This window comes from Streptomyces gilvus (genome assembly GCF_022513565.1).
Taxonomy (GTDB): Bacteria; Actinomycetota; Actinomycetes; order Streptomycetales; family Streptomycetaceae; genus Streptomyces; species Streptomyces gilvus.
This window is the reverse complement of the sequence record NZ_JAKWBE010000013.1, coordinates 129,354-151,662: the sequence shown is the minus strand read 5'-3', so window position 1 is coordinate 151,662 and position 22,309 is coordinate 129,354. Positions and strand designations below refer to the sequence as shown.

Below are 22,309 nucleotides of genomic sequence, written 5' to 3'. Positions count from 1 at the left end.
CGGGAGAGGCCCTTCTGCATGGCTTCAGGTCAGCGCCAGCTGTGCGGGGCTCGGAAGCCGCCCTCGCGTTCCAGGCGGCGCCAGCCGGCCTTCTGGCGGCCTCGGTGGGTCGGCTCGGTGGCGGGCTGGGCCGCTGCGCGGGCCAGGAGGACGGCCGTGATGGCGGCGACTTCCTCGGGGTCGGCGTGGCCCTTCTCGACGCGGATGTCAGGGGTGCTCATAGGTCTCAGTCTCCGTGAGAGAGGTTTCCGCGAGGGTGTCGCGGCGGGTCCGCTGGGTTACTGCGGGGGGTTGCCGTGCTTGCGGGAGGGCAGGTCGGCGTGCTTGGTCTGCAGCATGGCGAGGGAGCGGATGAGCACCTCGCGGGTCTCGGTCGGGTCGATGACGTCGTCGACCAGGCCGCGCTCGGCCGCGTAGTAGGGGTGCATCAGCTCGGACTTGTACTCCTTGACCATGCGGGCCCGCATGGCGTCGGGGTCCTCGGCCTCGGCGATCTGCCGCCGGAAGATGACGTTGGCGGCACCCTCGGCGCCCATCACGGCGATCTCGTTCGTCGGCCACGCGTACGTCAGGTCGGCACCGATGGACTGGCTGTCCATGACGATGTAGGCACCGCCGTACGCCTTGCGCAGGATCAGCGAGATCCGCGGCACGGTCGCGTTGCAGTAGGCGTAGAGCAGCTTCGCGCCGTGGCGGATGATGCCGCCGTGCTCCTGGTCGACGCCCGGGAGGAACCCGGGGACGTCCAGGAAGGTGACGATCGGGATGTTGAAAGCGTCACACATCTGGACGAAACGCGCAGCCTTTTCCGAGGCCTCGATGTCGAGGACGCCGGCGAGGGTCTGCGGCTGGTTCGCCACGATGCCGACGACCTGGCCGTCCAGCCGGGCCAGCGCGCAGATGATGTTCCGCGCCCAGCGCTCGTGGACCTCCAGGTACTCCCCGTCGTCGACGATCTCCTCGATGACCTTGGCCATGTCGTACGGGCGGTTGCCGTCGGCCGGGACCAGGTCGAGCAGGACGTCGGAGCGGCGGTCGACCGCGTCCGTGGGCTCCACCCGCGGGGGGTTCTCGCGGTTGTTCTGCGGGAGGAGGGAGAGGAGGTAGCGCACCTCGGCGATGCAGGTCTCCTCGTCGTCGTACGCGAAGTGACAGACCCCGGAGGTCTCGGCGTGCACGTCCGCGCCGCCGAGGCCGTTCTGGGTGATCTCCTCGCCGGTGACCGCCTTGACGACGTCGGGGCCGGTGATGAACATCTGCGAGGTCTCGCGGACCATGAAGACGAAGTCGGTGAGGGCGGGGCTGTAGGCCGCGCCGCCGGCGCACGGGCCGAGCATCACCGAGATCTGCGGGATGACACCGGAGGCCTTGGTGTTGCGCTGGAAGATGCCGCCGTAGCCGGCCAGGGCGGAGACGCCCTCCTGGATACGGGCGCCCGCGCCGTCGTTCAGGGAGACCAGCGGGGCACCGGCCGCGATGGCCATGTCCATGATCTTGTGGATCTTCGTGGCGTGGGCCTCGCCCAGCGCGCCGCCGAAGATGCGGAAGTCATGGGCGTAGACGAAGACCGTGTGGCCCTCCACCGTCCCCCAGCCGGTGATGACACCGTCGGTGTGCGGCTTCTTGGTCTCCAGGCCGAAGCCGGTGGCGCGGTGCCGGCGCAGCTGCTCGACCTCCCGGAAGGAGTCCGGGTCCAGGAGCAGCTCGATGCGCTCCCGTGCGGTCAGCTTGCCCTTGGCGTGCTGCGCCTCGGTCGCCTTCTCGCTCGGCCCGGCGAGCGCCTGCGCACGGATCTCGTGCAGCTCGGCGACCCGCCCGCGCGCGTCCGTCGGCTCACCCGTCGACTCACTCGGCGCCTCATCCAAAACGGTCATGTAGCGACCTTACGAAGGACACCGGGGAAAGCGAGCCGTCGACTCCGTACAGTCTCCGGCCCGTTTTCCTGGTACCACTGAACAGAACCCAAGGGGCATGCAGGCGTTCCGACTGCTCAGAGGGCCCTGGGCTTGTAGGGGTCGCACAAACCCGTCAGTCGAGAGTCAGCTCACATCGGTGCGTCGCACAGGACACGCCGGGGTGACGCGGCCCCTCGGGCAAGGGCCCGTGGCCAGGGTCTCGACCGAGTCGCCGGCCCACGACACCCCGCGCACCGGATGATCCCAGATGATCTCGACGGGTTCACCCGTTCGAGGGGTTCACCCCATCGGCAGGCGGGTGCCGACACTTCGCAGATGATGTTGAAAGCGCAAGGGAATAGGTCTACGGTCATCCTCGTTGAGTAGTTCAACATTCAACATCACCTCCGAGGAGCATGTCATGGCGAACGACCTCACCGCGCTGACCGGCGACTACACCATTGACGCGGCCCACTCCACGATCGGCTTCACCGTCCGGCACGCGATGGTCACCAACGTCAAGGGCAAGTTCAACGACTTCAGCGGGACCCTGCACCTGGACGGCGCCGACCCGTCCGCGTCGACCGCCTCCATCGACGTCAAGATGGAGAGCATCGACACCGGGTCCGCGGACCGGGACGGACACCTGAAGAGCGCGGACTTCTTCAAGACCGACGAGTTCCCCACCATGACCTTCCGCTCCACCAAGGCGGAGTCGCTCGGTGGCGAGGACTACCGCATCACCGGTGACCTGGAGATCCTCGGCACGACCAAGCCGATCACCATCGACCTGGAGTTCAACGGCGCCGCGAAGGACCCCTTCGGCAACGAGCGCGTCGGCTTCGAGGGCAAGGCGGAGATCAAGCGCTCCGACTGGGGCCTGACCTGGAACGCGGCCCTGGAGACGGGTGGCGTGCTGGTCTCCGACAAGATCAAGCTGAACTTCGACATCTCGGCGATCAAGACCGCCTGAGTCGTCACGCCTGCGCGCGCGGTGTCGCCGTACGGAGCCGCGCCAGGGCGGCCGCCAGTCTGGCCGCCCTGCCCTTGGGCGTACGGGCCGTGAGCAGGGCGAAGATCACCTGGTAGCGGTCGGTCCGGCCGAGGGCGTCGAAGGCGGCCCCGGCCTCGGGATCGCGCTCCAGTGCCGCCGCGAGGTCCTCGGGCACGGCGGCCTCGCGCTGTGAGGCGTACGCCGCCGCCCACCGCCCGTCCGTCTGGGCGGCGGCCACCTCGGCGAGGCCGGCGGGCCGCATGCGCCCGGCGGCGGTCAGTTCCGCCACCCGCCGCACATTGACCATCGACCAGAGGCTGCCGGGCCGGCGCGGCGTGATCTTCTGCAGGAAGCAACTCTCGTCAAGCGCCTTGCGCTGCCCGGTGATCCAGCCGTGGCAGAGGGCGACGTCATTGACCTCGCCCCAGGTCACGGAGACGATCCCGGACCCCTTCTTGGCGACCTTCACCCAGAGTCCGGGGTGCGGGGCGGGGTGGATCTCCAGCCAGGCGTCGAGGTCCGTGACGGAGGCGAAGGGCAGGGCTTCTCCGAGGTCATGAGCGGTCATGGCGACACCGTAGGCCGGTAGTAGGCCGAGAACTGTCCTAATCGTGGCGGTCCCGGGGTACGCGCGTCAGTGCACGCAGATGCGCTGTACGGCGCGGCTTATGTCGGCGAACTGGGCCGCGGTGGGTACGACCGGGGCCTGGCCCTCTCGGCGGGCGTTGCGCACGGTCACGAACAACAGGGGCGTTCCGAGCGAGGGCAGAGGCAGCTGGCAGTAGACGTTGACGCGCGTGTGCAGGACGAGGGCGTGACCGGGCGGGAGCACGGCGCCCCGGGCGGCCAGGGGCTGGAGAAAGCCGTCGTAGCCCTGTCTCGTTCCCGTGAACGTCACCGGGGAAGCGGATGCGATGCGCACGGTGATGCCGAAATCCAGGCTGTAGCGCTGCGGCATCTCCACGCCGGTGATCCGGACACTGGTGGCGGCGACCGGGTCGGGCGGCGCGGGCGGAGGGCGGGTGGCCACGGCGTACGCGAGGAGCGCGCCCAGCGCGAGAGCGCCGGAGGACACGGCGGCCGTCACCCGGACGCGGCGCGACAACGCCTGCCAGCGCTCCCGGAGCAGCGGACGGTCCGCGCCGATGTTCTCGACGACGTCCCGGTCCCGGCCCTCGGACGGAGTCACCATGGCCGGAGCGTAAGGGCGTGGGCCGGGCGATGGATACCGGTCCGACAGCCCCTTCTCAGCCCTCGCTCGGACGTACCGCGACCCTGGTCGCCGTGGGGCGCCTGCGACGTACCGGGAGGAGCCACCAGGCGGACGCCACCGACAGGGCCGCGCCGACGGCGATGCCCTCCAGGCGGGTCGGCAGCAGGTGTTGGGCGTCCTGGCCGAAGTAGCCGAGGAGGAGGGACAGGGCGCAGGTCATGCCGGCGGCCCAGTACGCGTAGTTGAAGGGGCGCAGGCACAGCGCGACCGCGAGGACGGCGAACATCAGCGCGACCGAGGCGGGCCCCGTGACGCCCGCCGCCGCCACCCCCACCGCGAGCAGCGTGCCCGCGCAGGCTCCCGCGAGCCGCTCGATCCCCTTGCGCAGTACGTCACCGCGGCCGCGGTTGCCGCTCGCGGCGACGTACGCGGTGAGGACGACCCACGGCCAGTGGTGGTCGAAGAGCAGGGCGCCGAGGGTGAAGGCGGCGGCGATCCCCGCCGCCATCTGCAGCGCCATCCGGGTGCTGGGGCGGGGGTGCAGCCGCGAGGGACGGCGCGGCGGCTCGGGAGCCGGTTCCGCGCGCCAGGGCCCGAACCGGTCGCCGAGCGCCTGCACCAGCCAGACGAAGGCGCACGCCAGCGCGCCGATCAACGCCGACCAGCCCCAAGTGACCAGCCCGCTCTGCGCCTTGGGCGGCAGCGCGGGACCCGGGACGACGAGGAGGGCGACCAGCGGGAGCGCCAGCAGCGTGCCGATCTTCGTGGCGGCGGGGCCGTAGCGGCGGATCCAGATGGTCAGCGCCATCCAGGCCGTGTAGACGGCGGCGCCGAGCGCGTAGTGGGAGGCGATCAGCCGGCCCAGGAAGATCGAGACGCCGGCCGTCGCGGGCAGCACAACCAGTGAGGTGAGGCGACGGCGGGTGTCGGCGGTGCGCTGTGTGGCGGACAGGATGAGGGTCAGGGAGACCGCGAGGACGAGGACGTCGGTGTGGAGTCCGGCGGCGCCTTCCAGGAACAGGGCGGTGGCCCAGCAGAGCAGTACGGCGGTCATTGTCAGCCCCGCTTCGTACGCATTGCGTATTAGTTTGGCGGTCACCTGACCGATACTACGGAGGGAAGCGCGAGTGAGGTAGTAAATAGTCGCGTACGATCTATGGTCATGGACCACCTTCCCGAAGCCGCCCGGATCCGGCGCGGTGTCATCCGGCTCAACCGTCGGCTGCGGCAGGAGCGCGGGGACGGGTGTCTCAGCCCGAACCAGCTGTCGGTGCTCGGTCATCTGCATCGGCACGGGCCCTCCACCCCCGGTGAGGTCGCGGCGGCCGAGCGGCAGCGGCCGCAGTCACTGACCCGGGTGTTCGCGGAGCTGGAGACGGAGGGGCTCATCCTGCGGGCACCGGATCCGAACGACCGGCGCCAGTCCGTCCTGTCCCTGACCGAGGCCGGGCGCCTCGCGGTCGAGGACGACATGGCCGAGCGGGACATGTGGCTGGCCCGTGCCCTCGGGACGCTCGGCGAGACCGAACGGGGGGTGCTGGCGCTGGCGGCGGAGGTGATGGAGCGACTGGCGAACGCGGAGGTCGAGGCACCGGGCGAAGAGGATCTGAACCCCCGCCCCTGACTCAACCCCGCTACAGGCGCGGCCCGCCGTCTCAGAACCCCCCGCCGAAGTCCCCTCCGTCGCCCCCGCCCCCGAAGTCCCCTCCCCCGTCGCCGAAGCCGCCGCTGAAGTCGCCGGGGTCGAAGTCCGCGCCCGAGACGTCTCCGCCGTCGTAACCGCCTGGGCCGCCGGGACCGCCGTACGTGTCGAAGTCGCCGTAGCCGGTGCCGTAGTCGGCCGCGTAGGAGGGGGTCGCCATCATGCTGCCGAGGAGGGTGCCGACGAGGAGGCCGGGCAGGAGGCCGCCGCCGAAGTAGCCGCCCGCCCAGGGGCCGTAGGCCGGGCCCGCGTCCCAGTAGGGGCGGCGGCCGTAGTCGGTGTCGACCTCGCGGATGACGGGGTCGCGGCCGTCGGCGAGACGGGTGGCGTCGGCCGCGCAGACCGGCACCTCGCGCGGGGCACCGCCCGGGGGCGTCCAGGTGGCGTCCGCGACGGACGGGCCGTGGCGCGGGTCGAAGAAGCAGGGCGGCCGGCGTTCGGGCAGCGGGCGCCCCTCGCGGCGGGCGGCGAGCTGGGCGAGGCTGAAGCGGCCGTCCTCCAGGGCCTGGGTGACGGACCGGACGTCCTCGGGTTTCAGCGCGGCGGCCATGGAGGACTTGGCCTGTTCGTAGGCGTCCAGCGCGCGTTCGTAGTCGGCGCGCATCGCGTCGTCCGCGCCCGCCTCCGCCGGGTGGAAGTCGAGCCGGTCCAGTTCCTCGCCGAACGCCGTGATGTCCTCGTCCACGACGACCCGCAGCCGCTCCAGCGCGGCCCGCTGCTCCTCGGCACGCCGGCGCCTGTTCCGCCGTACCAGCGCGTACGCTCCCCCGCCCCCGGCGACCAGCACCGCGCCCACGGTGATCAGCGCGGGGGCGGACACCCCGCCGCCGGAGGACCGGGGCCGCCAGCCGGAGGGTGCCGAACCGCCCATGTTGGCGAGGGCACGGTCGGCGAAGTCGGTCAGCTGGGTCTTCGCGTCCCGGTCCGGCCGCACGCTGGTGACCAGGTTCTGTACCGCGGTGCGGGGCAGGACCGCGGAGTCGGCGCGGGCGTCGAAGCGGTCGCCGAGGCGGATCGCGTACAGGCCGGTGATCCCGGTGGCGGTGCGGAGGTTCTGGAAGAGGTTCTGCGTGGGGTAGCCAGCGGGGAGGACGGCGACGAAGAGGGGCTTGTCGGCGTCCTTGATCTCCCTGGCGAGAGCGTCGGCGTCCGCCTTCGACACCTGCCCGGAGGCGGCCGGATCCACGTAGACGGGGCTCTCGCGCAGCGCCTGCGCGATCGCGGAGACGCTCGTGTCGGCCGAGGCCCGTGGCACGCCCGCCGCCAGGACGGTCAGCGCGGCGAGCAACAGGGCCACCAGCACCCCTGGGAGGCTTCGGGTCCAAGCGACGGCCTTCATGGTTCGAAGCTACCCGAAGCCTCCCAAAACTGGTCATCCGTGTAGGTGGCGGCAGGTGGCGGCCTTCCCTCAGCCGGCCCGGTAGGCCTCGGTCAGCTTCTGTACGGCCGCCCCGTACCGCCCGGTGAGCGCGAGGTGGTCCGCGTCGGCGAAGGGCTTCGCGATCGCCGCCGTGATGCCCTGGCCCACCTTCTCCTGGACGATCAGGCGGGCCTTGGTGACGAGCGCGCGGCCTGCCGCGTCCGCCCCGGCCCGTTCGGCGGCCGCCGCCGCGACGCCGAGCGCCTTCAGCGTGGCCGCGCCGCCCGAGGGCACCTTGGTCCCGGTTGTCAGGCCCCAGCCGTACGGGTACTGCGGGTCGTAGGAGGCGTCGCCGACGTTGATCGGCAGCTGGGCCTCCGACCTGGGCCAGGTGACGGGGAGTCGGCCGGTGAAGGGCCGCTTGCCGTAGAGGACGTCGGCCACTCCCTCGCCCTCGGTGCCGGGCAGCCAGGAGGCCACCAGCGCGTCGATCGCGCCGAGCCGGTCGCCGATCAGCTGGGGGCGCCCGGAGACGATCAGCACCGCGCACCTCATGGCGGCGCACACCTTGTCGACGGCGGCCTTGTCGGCGGCCGACAGCTGGAGGTCGTGGCCGTTGCCGACGTCTCCGACGCCCTCGGCGTACGGGGTCTCGCCCACGACGACCACGCCGACGTCGTAACCGGCCGTGGGCGCGGAGGCGTCCTTGGAGTAGGTGACGTCCCCGTCCTCGCGCATCGCGTCGAGGATGGTGGTGCCCTGGGTGTGGGTGCCGGAGGCGCCCTGCCAGGTGATGGTCCAGCCGCCGGTCTGGTTGCCGAGGTCGTCGGCGTTGGACCCGGCGACGTAGACCTTCTGGTTCTTCCTCAGCGGCAGGACGCCGTGGGCGTTCTTCAGCAGCACCTGCGACTCGGCGGCCGCCTGCCGGGCCACGGCCCGGTGTGCGGCGGAACCGATCCGGGAGGCGCCCGTGGTGTCGGCGTAGGGATGCTCGAAGAGGCCCAGCCGGAACTTCTGGGTGAGGATGCGCGACACGGCGTCGTCGATCCGCCGCTCGCTGACCCGGCCCGCCCCGACCTCGTCGGCCAGGGTGGCGCTGAAGTCCTTGTAGCCGTACGGCACCATCATCATGTCGACGCCCGCGTCGACCGCGGTGCGCACGTGCGCCGGGTAGTCGCCGGGGAGCTGGTCGATGGCGTTCCAGTCGCTGATGACGAACCCGTCGAAGCCCATACGGCCCTTGAGGACGCCGTTGATCATGTCGCCGCGGGCGTGCATCCTCACCGGGCCCTGTCCGTCGCCGAGGATGTCGAGCGAGGAGTACGAGGGCATGACGGTGCCGATGCCACGGTCGACGGCCGTCCGGTACGGCGCCAGGTGAACGGCCTCCAGTTGCTGCCGGGTGACCTTGGTGACGCCCTGGTCGATGGTGTAGGTGCCGGTGGTGGAGGAGCCGTACTCGGTGCCGCCGTCGCCGACGAAGTGCTTGGCGGTGGCGAGCACCTTGTCGTTCCGGCTCAAGTCCCGTCCGTCCGGGCGGCCTTGGAGGCCCTGGATGATCGTCTCCATGGACTGGACGAGGGCCGGGTCCTCGCCGAAGGACTCGTACGCGCGACCCCATCGTTCGTCGCGGGAGACGCAGAGGCAGGGCGCGAAGTCCCAGGGGATGCCGGTGACGCGGACCTCACTGGCCGTCACCGCGCCGATTTTCTCGGCGAGTTGGGGATCCCGGGTGGCGCCGAGGCCGATGTTGTGCGGCATGATCGTGGCGCCGGCCAGGTTGTTGTGGCCGTGGACGGCGTCGACGCCGTAGATGAGCGGGATCTGCAAGCGGGTTGCTCGGGCGCGGAGTTGGAAGCCGTCGATCATCCTGGCCCAGGCGGCCGGGGTGTTGGGCGTGGGGGTCGAACCACCGCCCGAGAGAAGCGAGCCGAGGTCGTACGCCGTGACGTCGGCGCCCTCCCCGACCGCCCCGCGCTCGGCCTGGGTCATCTGACCCACCTTCTCCGCCAGGGACATCCGGGAGAGGAGATCGGCGACGCGCTTCCTGACGGGCAACTTGGCGTCGAGATACGGCAGTCCGTGCGCGTCGATGACGATCTGCGGGGTCTCGGCGGGCGGTTTCGCGCCGGTGACGGTGAGCTTCAGCGGGATGGTCTCGGCCGTCTCGGCGGACCGGTCCTTCAGGGTCGGGACCGTGATGGTGCGCGTCGCACCGGAGGCGGTGCCCGCGGGGAAGGTGAGGGTGCCGGAGACCGGGGTGTAGTCCTTGCCGGGGGTGGCGGTGCCGTTGGTGGCGGTCTCGTAGGTGACGGTGACGGGGTCGTCGACGGGGGCGGATCCGGTGGTGGCGAGGGTGACCTTGACGGTGGCCGTGCCGCCTTCCCGCACCGGGTGGACTGCCGAGTCGGTCGTGACGCTCGCCCGCAGGGACTGGTCGGCCCTGCCGTACAACTCGACGTCGTCCATGGCGAACTCGCCCTTGACGCCGACCGGGAGCGTGACGGCGTAGCCCCACATCCGAGTCAGCCCCAGGACGTGGTCGATGCCGCCGACGGGCTGGTAATCGGTGCGGTAGACGAAGTCGGTGAAGGGGATCTCGATCTGCTTCCAGCCGGTGAAGTCGTCGGTGAAGGACGCCGTCCACAGCTCGGATGCCTCGCCGCCCGCGCCGCCGTCCTTGATCTCGAAGGCGACCTTCTTGCCGTTGTCCTGGCCGTCCCACCAGAAGCGGATGCCCTTGTGGGCTGACCAGTCGTGGGCGGGGGCGTCGGCCTCGTAGTCGTGGGTGAAGCCGCCGTAGCCGCTGATGTCGTAGGTCCCGGCGAGGACCTTCGCGCCCTCGGGCGCGTCGGACCGTGCAGCCAGCCGGAGCGCGGGCGGGTCGTCACTGTCACCGCCCCAGGTGAAGATCCCCTCGGCGGGCTGCGCGGCGAAGGGGACTTCGCCCTCGAAGCGGTCGACGGGGGTGGGGGCGGGGTCGTCGGCGGCACTCGCCGAACTCAGGGGCAGTGCGGCGGCGAGCAGGGCGGCGGAGACGAGCAGGGCGGTTCTCGGCATGGACCTTCCCTCGACTCTCAGGGTTCACTCGGAACTTAGCTCACGCCGTGAGTTAACTGAGGGCTCGTGGACCCGTCAAGACGTCGCGTCAGCCACGCCGTTGTGGTCCGTAACGGGATCGGTGCACAAGGATGGCCGTACGGCGTTCCGCCGATGGCATCGTCGAAGCATGAGACGTACGGGGGCGGCGGTGGCCGGGATCGCGGGTGGGGCGCTGTTGCTGAGCGGGTGCGGTGCTGTGGTCCTGCCGTTGGCGGCGGTGGAACTCGACGCCGACGGGGCGCCGAACGCCGTGCTGCGGCCCTGCGGCGACGACCTGATCCAGGGGCTGTCGCTCGCCGGGGCGCCGGCGGATTCCGAGAAGAACCTCTCCGGGTGGCGGGTGCCGGGCAGACGACATGGCTCCGACGCCGAGTTCCCACTGTTCTCACCGCCGGCCGACTGGCATGCCAAGGCCATCGGACAGCAACGGCCGGTGCCTGCGTACACCTATCAACTCGCGTTCGGGAAGGCCGAGTTCAACTACGAGTACACGGGCATCGTCACCTTCCGCGCCGCCGACCTCGCCCGGCTGAAGCCCGGCCAGGTCTGGGCCGACGACCGGGTCATGAGCCGCGGCGAGTTCGAGGGGCTCGCCGCGGGCTCCTGCTGAGGCGGGGCGGGTTACTCGGCCGGTTCGACCCCGGCCCGCAGCAGGCCGTAGGTGTACGCGTCCTCAAGAGCCTGCCAGGACGCGGCGATCACGTTCTCCGCGACGCCGACCGTGGACCATTCGGCCGTGCCGTCGGAGGTGGAGATCAGGACGCGGGTGGTGGACTCGGTGCCGTGGACGCCCTCGAGGATGCGGACCTTGTAGTCGACCAGGTCGAGCTTGGCGAGCTGGGGGTAGATCTTCTCGAGCGCCACGCGCAGGGCCCGGTCGAGGGCGTTGACCGGACCGTTGCCCTCGGCGGTGGCGACGATGCGCTCGCCCTTGGCGAAGAGCTTGACCGTGGCCTCGTTGGCGTGGGTGCCGTCGGGGCGGTCCTCGACGATCGCCCGCCAGGACTCGACCTGGAAGTAGCGCAGGGGCTTGCCCTGGACCTCGGAGCGCAGGAGGAGTTCGAAGCTCGCGTCGGCCGCCTCGTAGGTGTAGCCCCTGAGCTCGCGCTCCTTCACCCGCTCCACGACCCGGCCCACCAGCTCGCGGTCGCCGCCCAGGTCGACGCCCAGCTCCTTGCCCTTGAGCTCGACCGAGGCGCGGCCCGCCATGTCGGAGACCAGCATCCGCATGGTGTTGCCGACCAGCTCCGGGTCGATGTGCTGGTACAGGTCCGGGTCGACCTTGATCGCGGAGGCGTGCAGTCCCGCCTTGTGGGCGAAGGCCGAGACACCCACGTAGGGCTGATGGGTGGAGGGGGTGAGGTTGACGACCTCCGCGATGGCGTGCGAGATCCTCGTCATCTCGCGGAGCCTGCCCTCGGGCAGGACCTTCTTGCCGTACTTCAGTTCCAGGGCCGCGACCACGGGGAAGAGGTTGGCGTTGCCGACGCGCTCGCCGTAGCCGTTGGCCGTGCACTGCACGTGGGTCGCGCCCGCGTCCACGGCGGCGAGGGTGTTGGCGACCGCGCAGCCCGTGTCGTCCTGGGCGTGGATGCCGAGGCGGGCGCCGGTGTCGGCGAGCACCGTCGAGACCACGGCCTGGACCTGGGCCGGGAGCATGCCGCCGTTGGTGTCGCAGAGGATGACGACGGAGGCGCCGGCGTCCGAGGCGGCTCGTACGACCGCCTTCGCGTACTCCGGGTTCGCCCGGTAGCCGTCGAAGAAGTGCTCGCAGTCGACGAAGACGCGGCGGCCCTCGGAGACCAGGTGGGAGACGGTGTCGCGGACCATCTCCAGGTTCTCGTCCAGCGTGGTGCGCAGCGCGAGCTCCACGTGCCGGTCGTGGGACTTGGCGACCAGGGTGATCACCTCGGCGCCCGAGTCCAGGAGCGCCTTGACCTGCGGGTCCTCGCTCGCCTTGGCGCCGGCGCGGCGGGTCGCGCCGAACGCGACGAGCTGGGCGTGCTGGAAGTCGATCTCCTGGCGGGCACGCGCGAAGAACTCGGTGTCCCGCGGGTTGGCGCCGGGCCAGCCGCCCTCGATGAAGCCCACGCCGAAGTCGTCCAGGTGCCGTGCGATCGCGAGCTTGTCGGCGACGGTGAGGTTGATGCCCTCGCGCTGCGCGCCGTCGCGCAGGGTGGTGTCGAAGACGTGGAACGAATCGTCGAGCTCGCTGGTTGCGGTCATGGTGTCAAGGCTCCTGTGTTGGATCCCAGTGGATACGTCGTTACCGGAATGACCGGCTCCACCGTCCTCCCATGGTCCCTCGCGCTTTGCCTCCGGCTGAAGGTGGGCCAGAAAAGCGAAAAACCTCTCGCGGGTGCGAGAGGTCTGCGCGCGGGTCGAGGACGACGGCGTCCGCCCGTACCTGGTCGTACGTGGCGGTCACTGCGGACCGGCGCGCCTGCTGCCAATAATCATGGCGAACGAGAGCACGGAGGCAGTTTGGCACAGCCTCCGTGCTCGGCTCACCGTTGTCTCAGGATGCGGTCGATCACGTCAGGGTCGTGAACGAGGAAACGGACGGAGTCACGCGTCCGCGAGGAGGGTCTCGTCCAGGAACTCCCGTACGTGGCCGAGAACCTGCGCCCGGTCCCAGCCGCGCAGGCCCACGGCCACATGCACGGAGAAGCCGTCCAGCAGGGCCCGCAGCCGGGTGGCGCAGCGGTCCGGGTCGACCGGGCGGAACTCGCCCCGCGAGACCCCCTCCGCGATCAGCGCCACCAGGTCCCGGTGCCAGACACCCTCGATCGCGGCCTGCCGGTCGCGGGCGTCGTCGTCGGCGTTCTGCGAGCGGTTCCAGACCTCCAGCCACAGGGTCCAGTGCGGATCGCGGTGCCCGTCGGGGACGTAGAGATCCACGTACGCGTCGATCCGCTCACGCACCGGTCCGGTACGGCCCAGCAGGCGCCCCCGGTCGGCCCCGAGCCGGCCCTCGCTCCACTCCAGGGTCTGCAGCAGCAGCTCGTCCTTGGAGCCGAAGTAGTAGATCAGGTGCCCGCTGCTCATGCCGACCTCGCGGCCGAGGGCGGCCATGGTCAGCTTCTCCAGACCGCGCTCGGCGATCATCTCCATGGCGGCGGCGAGAATGCGCTCGCGCGGCGGGGCCGGGGTGCGCCGGGGCGAGCTCATACGGCGGCCACCCGCACCGCGCCCGGCAGGAAGTGGGTCTCGTAGGGCCCGGCGCAGTCGGAGAAGAGGGTCGCCACGACCACCCCGCATCCGCCGCACACCTCGTTGGGCCCCTCGCGCCCGGGCGCGCCACAGCAGCCGATCTCCTCGAGGGCGGGGTTGTCGGACAGCCACCCGCGGGTGTCCTCGGGGTGGACCACCAGGGTGTCGCGCGGCCCGGCGGAGATCAGGAACCCCGGTCCGTCGGGGTCGCCCATGCACGCGTTGCCCGGGTGCGCGGTGCCGCACCATTCCGGGTCCGGATGCGGCACGTACGGCGCCCCGCACGGCTCGGGGTCCACCGCGTACGTGCCGCGCGGCACGGTCGCGGGGGCGCGGCGCGAGCCGTCGGGGTTCTTGGCGCTGTCGTACTCCGGGCGGGGCGGTACGTCCGGGAGGGCGCGTGGCGGCTCGGTCAGCCGGGCTTCGCGGGCGGCGCGGATCAGCACGTTCACGCGTACGTTCTACCGGACGCCCACCCGCGGCTGCTGCTGGGTGACGCAGTGGATGCCGCCGCCACCGGAGAAGATCGTCCGGGCGTCCACCAGGGTCACCGTGCGCTCGGGGAAGAGGCGGCGGAAGATGCCGGCCGCGATCTCGTCGCGCGGGTCGTCGAAGCCGCAGAGCACGACGCCGCCGTTGCAGAGGTAGTGGTTGATGTAGGAGTAGTCGGCCCAGTGGCCGTCGGTCTCCAGGGCGGTCGGGGCGGGGACCTCGACCACCTCGAGCCGCCGCCCGCGCGCGTCGGTCTGGGCCTTGAGCAGCCCGATGACCTCCTTGGTGACCTCGTGGTCGGGGTGCGCGGGGTCCGGCTGGTGGTGCGCGACCACGACCCCGGGGCGGGCGAAGGCGGCCACGATGTCGACATGCCCGAGGGTCCCGAAGCCGTACGGGGGATAGTCGGCGGTCAGACCGCGCGGCAGCCAGATCGCCTTACGGGTGCCGAGCATCCCGTGGACCTCCGCCTCGACCTGCTCCCGCGTCCACCCGGGATTGCGCTCCGGACCGAGCTGGACCGTCTCCGTGAGCAGGACGGTGCCCTCGCCGTCGACATGGATCGCGCCGCCCTCGTTCACCAGCCGCGAGGCGTACGTGCGGGCGGAACCGGCGAGGTCCGCCACATACGCGGCGATCTTCGCGTCGTGCTCCCAGCGGGCCCAGCCCTGGGCGCCCCAGCCGTTGAACGTCCAGTCCACGGCGGCCAGTTCCCGTCCGTCGGTGAGGAAGGTCGGCCCGATGTCCCGCATCCAGGCGTCGTCGAGCTCGCGCTCCACGGTGTCGACGCCGGGGCCCAGCAGTGCCTGCGCGGCCGCCGACTGACCGGGGCCGCACACGACCGTCACCGGTTCGAAGCGGAGGATCGCGCGGGCGACGGAGGCCCAGGCCATACGGGCGGCGATGAGGTCATCCGGGTCGTCGAAGGTCGGGTTGGGGCCCGGCCATGCCATCCAGGTGCGCTGGTGCGGGGTCCATTCGGCGGGCATGCGGAAGCCGTCGGCGGCAGCGGTCATCGGTGGTCCTCAGAGGAAGTAGAGGCGGTTGAGGGAGACGGAGTCGGCGGGCTCGGAGCGGATCGGCTCCCCGTCGAGGGTGACGAGCCCGGTGCGCTGGTCCACCTCCACCGCTCCGGTACGGGAGTTGCGGCGCAGGTCGGCGGGTCCGATGCCGCGGGTGCCGCGGACGGCGACCCTGCGCCGGCGGGTCGGCATACGGTCGTTGCCCTGGTCGAGGGCGGTCTGGGCGACGAACGCCACGGAGATGTCGGCCGGGGTGGCGCCGTGCGCGCCGAACTGCGGGCCCAGGACGAGGGGTTCGCAGGTGTCGGTGGCCGCGCCGGGGTCGCCGACGACGCCGTACGCGGGGAAGCCGGACTTCAGCACGAGCTGCGGCTTCGCTCCGAAGTACTCCGGGCGCCACAGCACGATGTCGGCCAGCTTGCCGACCTCGATCGAGCCCACCTCGTGCGAAAGACCGTGTGCGACGGCCGGGTTGACGGTCAGCTTGGCGATGTAGCGCAGGACGCGCTCGTTGTCGTGCTCCTCGGGCGCGCCGAACTCGGCCTTCATCTTCCCGGCCATGGCGAAGGTACGGCGTACGGTCTCGCCGGCCCGGCCCATGCCCTGCGCGTCGGAGGAGGTGATGCCGATGGCGCCCAGGTCGTGCAGCACGTCCTCGGCGCCCATGGTCCCGGCGCGGATGCGGTCACGGGCCATCGCCGCGTCACCCGGCAGGTCGGGCTTGAGGTCGTGGACGGAGACGATCATGCCGTAGTGCTCGGCGACGGCGTCCCGGCCGAAGGGCAGGGTGGGGTTGGTGGAGGAGCAGATGACGTTCGGGACGCCGGCCATCTTCAGGACGTTCGGGACGTGTCCGCCGCCGCAGCCCTCGATGTGGAAGGCGTGGATGGTGCGGCCCTCCAGCACCCGCAGGGTGTCCTCGACGGACAGGCACTCGTTCAACCCGTCGCTGTGCAGGGCGACTTGGACGTCGTGCTCCTCGGCCACGCGCAACGCCGTGTCCAGCGCGCGGGTGTGGGCGCCCATGTCCTCGTGCACCTTGAAGCCGCTCGCCCCGCCCTCGGCCAGCGCCTCGACCAGGGGGGCCGGGTGGGAGGACGAACCCCGGCCGAGGAAGCCGATGTTGACCGGCCAGGCGTCGAACGCGCCGAACGCGTGCCGCAGCGCCCACGGCGAGTTGACGCCGACGCCCCAGACCGGACCGAACTCCTGGCCGATGATCGTGGTGACTCCGGAGGCGAGCGAGGCCTCCATGACGCGCGGCGACAGCAGATGCACATGGGTGTCCACGGCCCCGGCGGTGGCGATCAGCCCCTCGCCGGACACGATGGACGTGCCCGTGCCGACCACGACGTCGACCCCGTCGAGGGTGTCGGGGTTCCCGGCCCGTCCGATGGCCGAGATCCGTCCCTCCCGGATCCCGATGGACACCTTCCGGATGCCGAGCACCGCGTCGATCACGACGACGTTGCTGATGACGACGTCACAGGTCTCCCGGACGGCGGCGGCCTTGAGGTGCAGCCCGTCGCGGGCGGTCTTCCCGAAGCCGGCCAGGAACTCGTCGCCGTAACGCTGGGAGTCGGACTCGACTCGGACCGTCAGCCCCGAGTCGCCGAGCCGGATACGGTCACCGGCCCGGGGCCCGTGGGTGGCCGCGTACTCGTACGGCGTGAGCCGGCGAGCCTCGGCAGGATGCCCTCCGGGCCGACTCATCGCACACCCTCCACGCCACCGAACGCTCCGGGTGCGCCGGCCCGGCCCCGGGTCTCCGACCCGCCGGATGCGTCCGGTCCGCCGGTCCGGTCCCTGCTCTCCAACCCGCCGGACGCTTCCGATACACCGGTGCGGCTCCGGGCCTCCGACCCGCCCGATGCCTCGGACGCACCAGCCCGGCCCCGCGTCTCCGACCCGCCGAATACGTCCGGTGCACCGGTCCCGTCCCCGGTCGCCACCTCTCCGGACGCTTCCGATGCGCCGGTGCGGCCCCGGCTCTCCGACCCGCCCGATGCCTCGGACCCACCGGCCCGGCCCCGGCTCTCCAACCCACCGGACGCGCCCGGTCCCCCGGTCCGGTCCCAGGTCTCCACCTCTCTGGACGCTTCCGACGCGCCGGCCCGGTCCCGGCTGTCCAGCCCGCCGGCCCCATCCCTCGCCCCCGGCACGCCCAGGTAGCCGCAGGCCAGGGCGCGGTGCAGTGCCTCCTCGCGGGCGCCCGGCGTGTCCAGCGGGCCGTCGACGAGTCCGGCGAAGCCGATGGCGACCCGGGCGCCGCCGATCGGTACCAGGCCGACCTCCTGCGACTCCCCCGGCCCGAACCGCACCGACGACCCGGCGGGCACTGCGAGCCGCATGCCGTAGGCCTCGGCGCGGGCGAAGTCCAGGCGCGGGTTGGCCTCGAAGAAGTGGAAGTGCGAGGTGACCGAGACCGGCACGGTCGCGGTGTTGGTGACGGTGAGCCGCAGGACCGCCTCGGGGTCGGCGTGCGCGGGCCCCGGCAGCAGGGCGCCCGGCGCGTCCTCCCCCAGGCCGCCGCCGATCGGGTCGCTCACCACGGCCAGTCGCGAACCGTCGTCGAAGACGGCCTCGACATGCACCTCCGTGACGACGTCGGCGACGCCGGGCAGGACGTCGTCGGGCCCGAGTACACAGCGGGCCGCCTCGATCGCCTCCGCGAGCCGTTTTCCGTCCCGGGCGGCCTCGCACACGGTGTCCGCGATCAGCGCGGTCGCCTCCGGCACGTTGAGCCTGAGGCCGCGTGCCCTTCTGGCCCGGGCCAGCTCGGCGGCCCCGAAGAGCAGCAGCCGGTCGCGTTCCGTGGGGGTGAGTCTCATGGTGCCGCCCTCCTTTGAACGGCACTCTAAATGAAGAACCCCTATACAGGGAATTCCTGAGCACAGAAGGGGGCCCCTCGTATTGAGCGTCACTCAAAATAGAGGGCACCTTCCCCGTGCCGCGCGGAACCGACCGACGCCCGCACGGGGAAGGCACAGCGCATACGACTAGCCGAGCCGGTGCATCCAGCCGTGCTTGTCCTCGGACGTGCCCCGCTGGATGTCGAGCAGCGCCTCGCGCAGCTTCAGGGTGACCTCGCCGGGCTCGCCGCCCGCCTGCTGCCACTCGGCGCTCGCGCGCTTGACCGTGCCGACGGGGGTGATGACGGCCGCCGTACCGCAGGCGAAGACCTCGGTGAGGGTGCCGTTCTCGGCGTCCGTCTGCCACTGGTCGATGGAGACGCGGCCCTCCTCGGACGCGTAGCCGAGGTCGCGGGCGACGGTGAGCAGGGAGTCGCGGGTGACGCCCTCCAGGATGGAGCCCGTCAGCGACGGGGTGACGATCCTGTCCCCGTACACGAAGTACAGGTTCATGCCGCCCAGCTCCTCGACCCACTTGTGCTCGACCGCGTCGAGGTAGCAGACCTGGTCGCAGCCCTTGGCGGCGGCCTCGGCCTGGGCGAGCAGGGAGGCCGCGTAGTTGCCGCCGGTCTTGGCGTCGCCCATGCCGCCGGGGACGGCGCGGACGCGGTCCTCGGAGAGCCAGATGGAGACCGGCTTCACGCCACCGGGGAAGTACGCGCCGGCGGGAGAGGCGATGACCAGGAAGAGGTACTCGTTGGCGGGCTTGACGCCGAGGCCCACCTCGGTCGCGATCATGAACGGGCGCAGGTAGAGGGACTCCTCCCCGCCGTGCGCGGGGACCCACGCCTTGTCCTGCTGGACCAGCACGTCACAGGCCTCGATGAAGGTCTCGACGGGCAGCTCGGGCATGCCGAGGCGGTGCGCGGAACGCTGGAAGCGCTCGGCGTTCTTCTCCGGACGGAAGGTGGCGACCGCGCCGTCGGGCCGGCGGTAGGCCTTGAGGCCCTCGAAGATCTCCTGCGCGTAGTGCAGGACCATGGTGGCCGGGTCGAGGGAGATCGGGGCGTACGGGACGAGCTGGCCGTCGTGCCAGCCGCGGCCCTCGGTCCACTTGATCGTCACCATGTGGTCGGTGAAGTGGCGGCCGAACCCGGGGTTCGCCAGGATCGCCTCGCGCTCGGCGGTGGAGAGCGGGCTGGCGGAGGGCTTGAGCTCGATCGTGGGCGTCGTCATGAGTGGTTGTCCTTCACCGGTTGTGTAGTGACGGGCCGCGCTCACGCCCATGACTGCCAGTGGCCAGTGCTAGGACGTCCGAGCATTCCCTCATTCCGCGGCTCCGCGTTCGATTATCTCAAGCGGGGGGCCGGGGAAGAAAACGGCGTGAATGCGACCCAGGGGATGATGGTGGCACCCGGCGGGGGACATGCGAAAGCCGCCGGGTGCGAGGGACCCGGCGGCTTCGAGTGCTTTGCGCAGCGAACCGCCCGGTCAGCCGGCTACTCGTACGGCCAGCGCGTCGCCGATCTCGGACGTGCTGCGGGCGGGCTTGCCGGCGCGCTCGGCGAGATCGGCGGCGACCGCCGCGTCGATGCGGGCGGCCTCGGCCTCGTAGCCGAGGTGACGCAGGAGCAGGGCGACGGACAGGACCGTGGCGGTGGGGTCGGCCTTGCCCTGGCCGGCGATGTCGGGCGCGGAGCCGTGGACCGGCTCGAACATCGACGGGAACTCTCCGGACGGGTTGATGTTGCCGGAGGCGGCCACGCCGATGCCGCCGGAGACGGCCGCGGCGAGGTCGGTGATGATGTCACCGAAGAGGTTGTCGGTGACGATCACGTCGAAGCGGGCCGGGTCGGTGACGAGGTAGATCGTCGCCGCGTCGACGTGGATGTAGTCGGTGGTGACCTCGGGGAACTCCTGGGCCACCTTGTTGAAGGTGTTCGTCCACAGGTGTCCGGCGAAGGTCAGCACGTTGTTCTTGTGGACCAGCGTGAGCTTCTTGCGCGGACGGGCCTGGGCGCGGGCGAACGCGTCCCGGACGACCCGCTCCACACCGAAGGCCGTGTTCACGGAGACCTCGGTGGCGACCTCGTGCTCGGTGCCCTTGCGGATGGTGCCGCCGTTGCCGGTGTAGGGACCCTCGGTGCCCTCGCGGACGACCACGAAGTCGATGGCGGGCTCGCCCTTCAGCGGCGTGTCGACGCCCGGGAGCAGCTTCGACGGCCGCAGGTTGACGTGGTGGTCGAAGGCGAAGCGGAGCTTGAGCAGGAAGCCGCGCTCCAGCACGCCGGAGGGGACGCTCGGGTCGCCGATGGCGCCCAGCAGGATCGCGTCGTGCTTCTTGAGCGAGTCGAGGTCGGCGTCGGTGAGGGTCTCACCGGTGGCGTGGTAGCGCCGGGCGCCGAAGTCGTAGTCCTGGGTCTCCAGCTTCACATCCTGCGGAAGGACGGCGGAGAGGACCTTCAGACCTTCGGCCACGACCTCCTGGCCGATGCCGTCACCGGGGATCACTGCGAGATTGATGCTGCGAGACATGTCGGCACCCTACTCCTCGTCCCATGGGATGACATGGGGTGTCCGTCATACGGACATGAGCGCGCGCCTGAGCGTCACCGCGTCACCGCACGTTCACCCTTGCGTATGACGGCCGTTGGCATTCGCCGGGAAGGGTCATTCTCATGGACACACCCGATGTGGGCATCCCGCCGCGGCTCGCGCGCCGGATGAGCATGGCCGAGCAGCACGAGTACCTGCGGACGAGGCTGATGCCCCGGCGCACGCTGGTGACGGCCGGCGCGGTGGCCGCGGGCGGGCTGCTGACGGGCTGCGGTGGCGGCGGCGCGGGTGCGCGGAGCACGACGACCCCGTCGCCCTCCGCCTCCGCCGTGCACGGCTCCGTCGTCTCCCCCTTCGGCCGCCATCTCGCCTTCGGCGCCGACCCGAAGACGCAGATGCGGGTGTCCTGGCAGGTGCCCCTGGCGGTGCGCAGGCCGTTCGTGCGCGTCGGTCTCCGGCCCGACGACCTGAGCCGGCGGATCGCGGCCGAGGTCCGCGGTCTGCACACCCCGGGCGTCACGGGCGTGCGCCCGGCGCTGCAGCAGTACTACCTGCACGCGGCCCTGGACGGTCTGCGCCCCGGGACGACCTACTACTACGGCGTCGGCCACGAGGGCTTCGACCCCGCCGCCCCGGCCCACCGCTCGACCATCGCGAGCTTCCGCACGGCCCCCGCCGGCCCCGAGAGGTTCGTCTTCACGGCCTTCGGCGACCAGGGAGTCAGCCAGGCGGCGGCCGCCAACGACCATGTCCTGCTCGGCCGCAAGCCCGCCTTCCATCTCCACGCCGGGGACATCTGCTACGCCGACACCAGCGGCCAGGGCAGGACGTCGGACGGCTACGACCCCGCCTACTGGGACCTGTTCCTCAAGCAGAACGAGCCGGTCGCACAGTCGGTCCCGTGGATGGTGACGACCGGCAACCACGACATGGAGGCCTGGTACTCACCGGACGGCTACGGCGGCCAGCTCGCCCGCTGGTCCCTTCCCGACAGCGGCTTCGACGCGCGGACGGCGCCGGGGGTGTACGCGTTCACGTACGGCAACGTCGGCTTCGTGGCGCTGGACGCGAACGACGTGTCGTACGAGATCCCCGCCAACTTCGGCTACACGGGCGGGAAGCAGACGAGGTGGCTGGACGACAGGCTGGGCGAGCTGCGCTCGGCGAAGGACGTGGACTTCGTCGTCGTCTTCTTCCACCACTGCGCCTACTCGACGTCCTCGCACGCCTCGGACGGCGGGGTGCGCGCCGAGTGGCTGCCGCTGTTCGCCCGGCACCAGGTGGACCTGGTGATCAACGGTCACAACCATGTGTACGAGCGGACGGACGCCGTCCGCGAGGGCCGGGTCGGCAGGGCGGTCCCGATCGGCGCGTCGACGGACCCGACGAAGGACGGGACCGTGTACGTCACGGCGGGCGGCGGCGGCCGCGATCTGTACGGTTTCCCGTCCGGGGTGAAGGAGAGCTACGAGGGTCATGTGACGCGGCACGACCCGGTGGCGTCGTTCCGGTGGACGAAGTCCCGTGCGGAGCAGCCGGAGACCGTGGAGTGGTCCCGGGTGCGCTACCGGGGCTTCTCACTGCTGTCCGTCGAGGCGGAGGGCGGCGCGCGGCCGGTGCTCAGGGTGTCGGCGCTGGCGCAGAGCGGTGAGCGCATCGATCACTTCGAGGTGCGGCGCGGGGCGTGAGCCCGCGCCGCACCTCGCGGGTGCGGCTCCCGGTATCGGGGGTATTGCCGTTCAGTGACCGGTCGAACCGCCGTTGTCCCTGCGGTCCAGGGCGCGCTGGAGGGCGGCTGCGGCGTTCTTGCGGTCGGACTCGCTCGTGCGGGAGGTGTGACGGACTCGGCGGCGTGCGGTCGTCTCGGCCATGGGAAATCGACTCCTTCGACATCAGGGAGTGCGGAAA

Annotated in this window: 19 protein-coding genes and 1 pseudogene; 4 read left to right on the top strand and 16 right to left on the bottom strand. The window is 71.4% G+C overall.

Annotated features, from left to right (window positions below; all coding sequences use genetic code 11):
* Positions 1–29 precede the first annotated feature (29 nt).
* Together MKW14_RS21360 and MKW14_RS21355 are read right to left on the bottom strand one after the other, a co-directional pair.
* Positions 30–221 (bottom strand): acyl-CoA carboxylase subunit epsilon, encoded by a 192-nt coding sequence (locus MKW14_RS21360; protein WP_133046738.1) that lies wholly within the window; start codon positions 219–221, stop codon positions 30–32.
* 57 nt (positions 222–278) lie between these two features.
* Entirely contained in the window at positions 279–1,874 is a 1,596-nt protein-coding gene (locus MKW14_RS21355) for an acyl-CoA carboxylase subunit beta (RefSeq protein ID WP_240864609.1), read from the bottom strand.
* Between the two features lie 442 nt (positions 1,875–2,316).
* Here MKW14_RS21355 and MKW14_RS21350 point away from each other — a divergent pair, with 442 nt between their 5' ends.
* Entirely contained in the window at positions 2,317–2,868 is a 552-nt protein-coding gene (locus tag MKW14_RS21350) for a YceI family protein (protein WP_240864607.1), read from the top strand.
* Positions 2,869–2,872: 4 nt separating this feature from the next.
* Here MKW14_RS21350 and MKW14_RS21345 read toward each other — a convergent pair whose 3' ends face one another.
* From MKW14_RS21345 to MKW14_RS21335, 3 genes are all read right to left on the bottom strand, one after another.
* Positions 2,873–3,457, bottom strand: a complete 585-nt coding sequence (locus MKW14_RS21345; RefSeq protein WP_240864605.1) for a YdeI/OmpD-associated family protein — start codon at positions 3,455–3,457, stop codon at positions 2,873–2,875.
* A gap of 66 nt (positions 3,458–3,523) precedes the next feature.
* Entirely contained in the window at positions 3,524–4,081 is a 558-nt protein-coding gene (locus MKW14_RS21340; protein ID WP_240864603.1) for a hypothetical protein, read from the bottom strand.
* Between the two features lie 55 nt (positions 4,082–4,136).
* Entirely contained in the window at positions 4,137–5,156 is a 1,020-nt protein-coding gene (locus MKW14_RS21335; protein ID WP_240864601.1) for an FUSC family protein, read from the bottom strand.
* 108 nt (positions 5,157–5,264) lie between these two features.
* On the opposite strand from MKW14_RS21335, the gene MKW14_RS21330 reads away from it, so the two are divergent.
* Positions 5,265–5,726 (top strand): MarR family winged helix-turn-helix transcriptional regulator, encoded by a 462-nt coding sequence (locus tag MKW14_RS21330; protein WP_240864599.1) that lies wholly within the window; start codon positions 5,265–5,267, stop codon positions 5,724–5,726.
* Between the two features lie 31 nt (positions 5,727–5,757).
* On the opposite strand, the gene MKW14_RS21325 is transcribed toward MKW14_RS21330, so the two are convergent.
* Both MKW14_RS21325 and MKW14_RS21320 read right to left on the bottom strand, forming a co-directional pair.
* Complete coding sequence (locus MKW14_RS21325; protein WP_240864598.1) at positions 5,758–7,143, bottom strand: hypothetical protein; 1,386 nt, start codon at positions 7,141–7,143, stop codon at positions 5,758–5,760.
* Positions 7,144–7,212: 69 nt separating this feature from the next.
* Complete coding sequence (locus tag MKW14_RS21320) at positions 7,213–10,224, bottom strand: glycoside hydrolase family 3 protein (RefSeq protein WP_240864596.1); 3,012 nt, start codon at positions 10,222–10,224, stop codon at positions 7,213–7,215.
* A 169-nt stretch (positions 10,225–10,393) separates the two neighbouring features.
* Here MKW14_RS21320 and MKW14_RS21315 point away from each other — a divergent pair, with 169 nt between their 5' ends.
* Positions 10,394–10,876 carry a hypothetical protein gene (locus tag MKW14_RS21315; protein ID WP_240864594.1) on the top strand — a complete coding sequence of 161 codons (483 nt, stop codon included), beginning with the start codon at positions 10,394–10,396 and terminating at the stop codon, positions 10,874–10,876.
* 11 nt (positions 10,877–10,887) lie between these two features.
* On the opposite strand, the gene cimA is transcribed toward MKW14_RS21315, so the two are convergent.
* The 8 genes and pseudogenes from cimA to MKW14_RS21275 all read right to left on the bottom strand — a co-directional run bounded on the left by cimA (position 10,888) and on the right by MKW14_RS21275 (position 20,380).
* Positions 10,888–12,492, bottom strand: coding sequence for a citramalate synthase (gene cimA, locus MKW14_RS21310; protein ID WP_240864592.1), 1,605 nt, complete (start codon positions 12,490–12,492; stop codon positions 10,888–10,890).
* Between the two features lie 342 nt (positions 12,493–12,834).
* Positions 12,835–13,437: a TetR/AcrR family transcriptional regulator gene (locus tag MKW14_RS21305; RefSeq protein WP_240864589.1), complete on the bottom strand. Its 603-nt coding sequence runs from the start codon at positions 13,435–13,437 to the stop codon at positions 12,835–12,837.
* Positions 13,434–13,931: a hypothetical protein gene (locus MKW14_RS21300; RefSeq protein ID WP_240864587.1), complete on the bottom strand. Its 498-nt coding sequence runs from the start codon at positions 13,929–13,931 to the stop codon at positions 13,434–13,436. Before MKW14_RS21300 ends, MKW14_RS21305 begins: the two co-directional genes overlap by 4 nt.
* A gap of 9 nt (positions 13,932–13,940) precedes the next feature.
* Complete coding sequence (locus MKW14_RS21295; RefSeq protein WP_240864585.1) at positions 13,941–14,987, bottom strand: agmatine deiminase family protein; 1,047 nt, start codon at positions 14,985–14,987, stop codon at positions 13,941–13,943.
* A 9-nt stretch (positions 14,988–14,996) separates the two neighbouring features.
* Positions 14,997–16,706: an urease subunit alpha gene (locus MKW14_RS21290; protein WP_240864583.1), complete on the bottom strand. Its 1,710-nt coding sequence runs from the start codon at positions 16,704–16,706 to the stop codon at positions 14,997–14,999.
* Positions 16,707–17,149: 443 nt separating this feature from the next.
* A pseudogene (gene ureA / locus MKW14_RS21285) lies at positions 17,150–17,824 on the bottom strand (urease subunit gamma); the annotation flags it as partial.
* Positions 17,825–17,992: 168 nt separating this feature from the next.
* Positions 17,993–19,081 carry a branched-chain amino acid aminotransferase gene (locus MKW14_RS21280; protein ID WP_240864581.1) on the bottom strand — a complete coding sequence of 363 codons (1,089 nt, stop codon included), beginning with the start codon at positions 19,079–19,081 and terminating at the stop codon, positions 17,993–17,995.
* A gap of 255 nt (positions 19,082–19,336) precedes the next feature.
* Entirely contained in the window at positions 19,337–20,380 is a 1,044-nt protein-coding gene (locus MKW14_RS21275) for a 3-isopropylmalate dehydrogenase (RefSeq protein WP_240864579.1), read from the bottom strand.
* A gap of 143 nt (positions 20,381–20,523) precedes the next feature.
* Here MKW14_RS21275 and MKW14_RS21270 point away from each other — a divergent pair, with 143 nt between their 5' ends.
* On the top strand, positions 20,524–22,089 hold the full coding sequence (locus tag MKW14_RS21270) for a purple acid phosphatase family protein (RefSeq protein WP_240864577.1): 1,566 nt from the start codon (positions 20,524–20,526) through the stop codon (positions 22,087–22,089).
* 51 nt (positions 22,090–22,140) lie between these two features.
* Here MKW14_RS21270 and MKW14_RS40940 read toward each other — a convergent pair whose 3' ends face one another.
* The gene (locus MKW14_RS40940) at positions 22,141–22,272 is read right to left on the bottom strand and encodes a hypothetical protein (RefSeq protein WP_020121043.1); all 132 of its coding nucleotides are present in this window, start codon (positions 22,270–22,272) and stop codon (positions 22,141–22,143) included.
* Positions 22,273–22,309 lie beyond the last annotated feature (37 nt).

Bases quoted from the DNA above. Each gene is read 5' to 3' on its own strand.
- MKW14_RS21290 (WP_240864583.1), bottom strand. From the start codon at position 16,706: ATGAGTCGGCCCGGAGGGCATCCTGCCGAGGCTCGCCGGCTCACGCCG.
- MKW14_RS21340 (WP_240864603.1), bottom strand. From the start codon at position 4,081: ATGGTGACTCCGTCCGAGGGCCGGGACCGGGACGTCGTCGAGAACATC.
- MKW14_RS21325 (WP_240864598.1), bottom strand. From the start codon at position 7,143: ATGAAGGCCGTCGCTTGGACCCGAAGCCTCCCAGGGGTGCTGGTGGCC.
- MKW14_RS21320 (WP_240864596.1), bottom strand. From the start codon at position 10,224: ATGCCGAGAACCGCCCTGCTCGTCTCCGCCGCCCTGCTCGCCGCCGCA.
- MKW14_RS21280 (WP_240864581.1), bottom strand. From the start codon at position 19,081: ATGACGACGCCCACGATCGAGCTCAAGCCCTCCGCCAGCCCGCTCTCC.
- MKW14_RS21315 (WP_240864594.1), top strand. From the start codon at position 10,394: ATGAGACGTACGGGGGCGGCGGTGGCCGGGATCGCGGGTGGGGCGCTG.
- MKW14_RS21330 (WP_240864599.1), top strand. From the start codon at position 5,265: ATGGACCACCTTCCCGAAGCCGCCCGGATCCGGCGCGGTGTCATCCGG.
- MKW14_RS21360 (WP_133046738.1), bottom strand. From the start codon at position 221: ATGAGCACCCCTGACATCCGCGTCGAGAAGGGCCACGCCGACCCCGAG.
- MKW14_RS21305 (WP_240864589.1), bottom strand. From the start codon at position 13,437: ATGAGCTCGCCCCGGCGCACCCCGGCCCCGCCGCGCGAGCGCATTCTC.
- MKW14_RS21295 (WP_240864585.1), bottom strand. From the start codon at position 14,987: ATGACCGCTGCCGCCGACGGCTTCCGCATGCCCGCCGAATGGACCCCG.
- MKW14_RS21275 (WP_240864579.1), bottom strand. From the start codon at position 20,380: ATGTCTCGCAGCATCAATCTCGCAGTGATCCCCGGTGACGGCATCGGC.
- cimA (WP_240864592.1), bottom strand. From the start codon at position 12,492: ATGACCGCAACCAGCGAGCTCGACGATTCGTTCCACGTCTTCGACACC.
- MKW14_RS40940 (WP_020121043.1), bottom strand. From the start codon at position 22,272: ATGGCCGAGACGACCGCACGCCGCCGAGTCCGTCACACCTCCCGCACG.
- MKW14_RS21355 (WP_240864609.1), bottom strand. From the start codon at position 1,874: ATGACCGTTTTGGATGAGGCGCCGAGTGAGTCGACGGGTGAGCCGACG.
- MKW14_RS21335 (WP_240864601.1), bottom strand. From the start codon at position 5,156: ATGACCGCCGTACTGCTCTGCTGGGCCACCGCCCTGTTCCTGGAAGGC.
- MKW14_RS21345 (WP_240864605.1), bottom strand. From the start codon at position 3,457: ATGACCGCTCATGACCTCGGAGAAGCCCTGCCCTTCGCCTCCGTCACG.
- MKW14_RS21350 (WP_240864607.1), top strand. From the start codon at position 2,317: ATGGCGAACGACCTCACCGCGCTGACCGGCGACTACACCATTGACGCG.
- MKW14_RS21270 (WP_240864577.1), top strand. From the start codon at position 20,524: ATGGACACACCCGATGTGGGCATCCCGCCGCGGCTCGCGCGCCGGATG.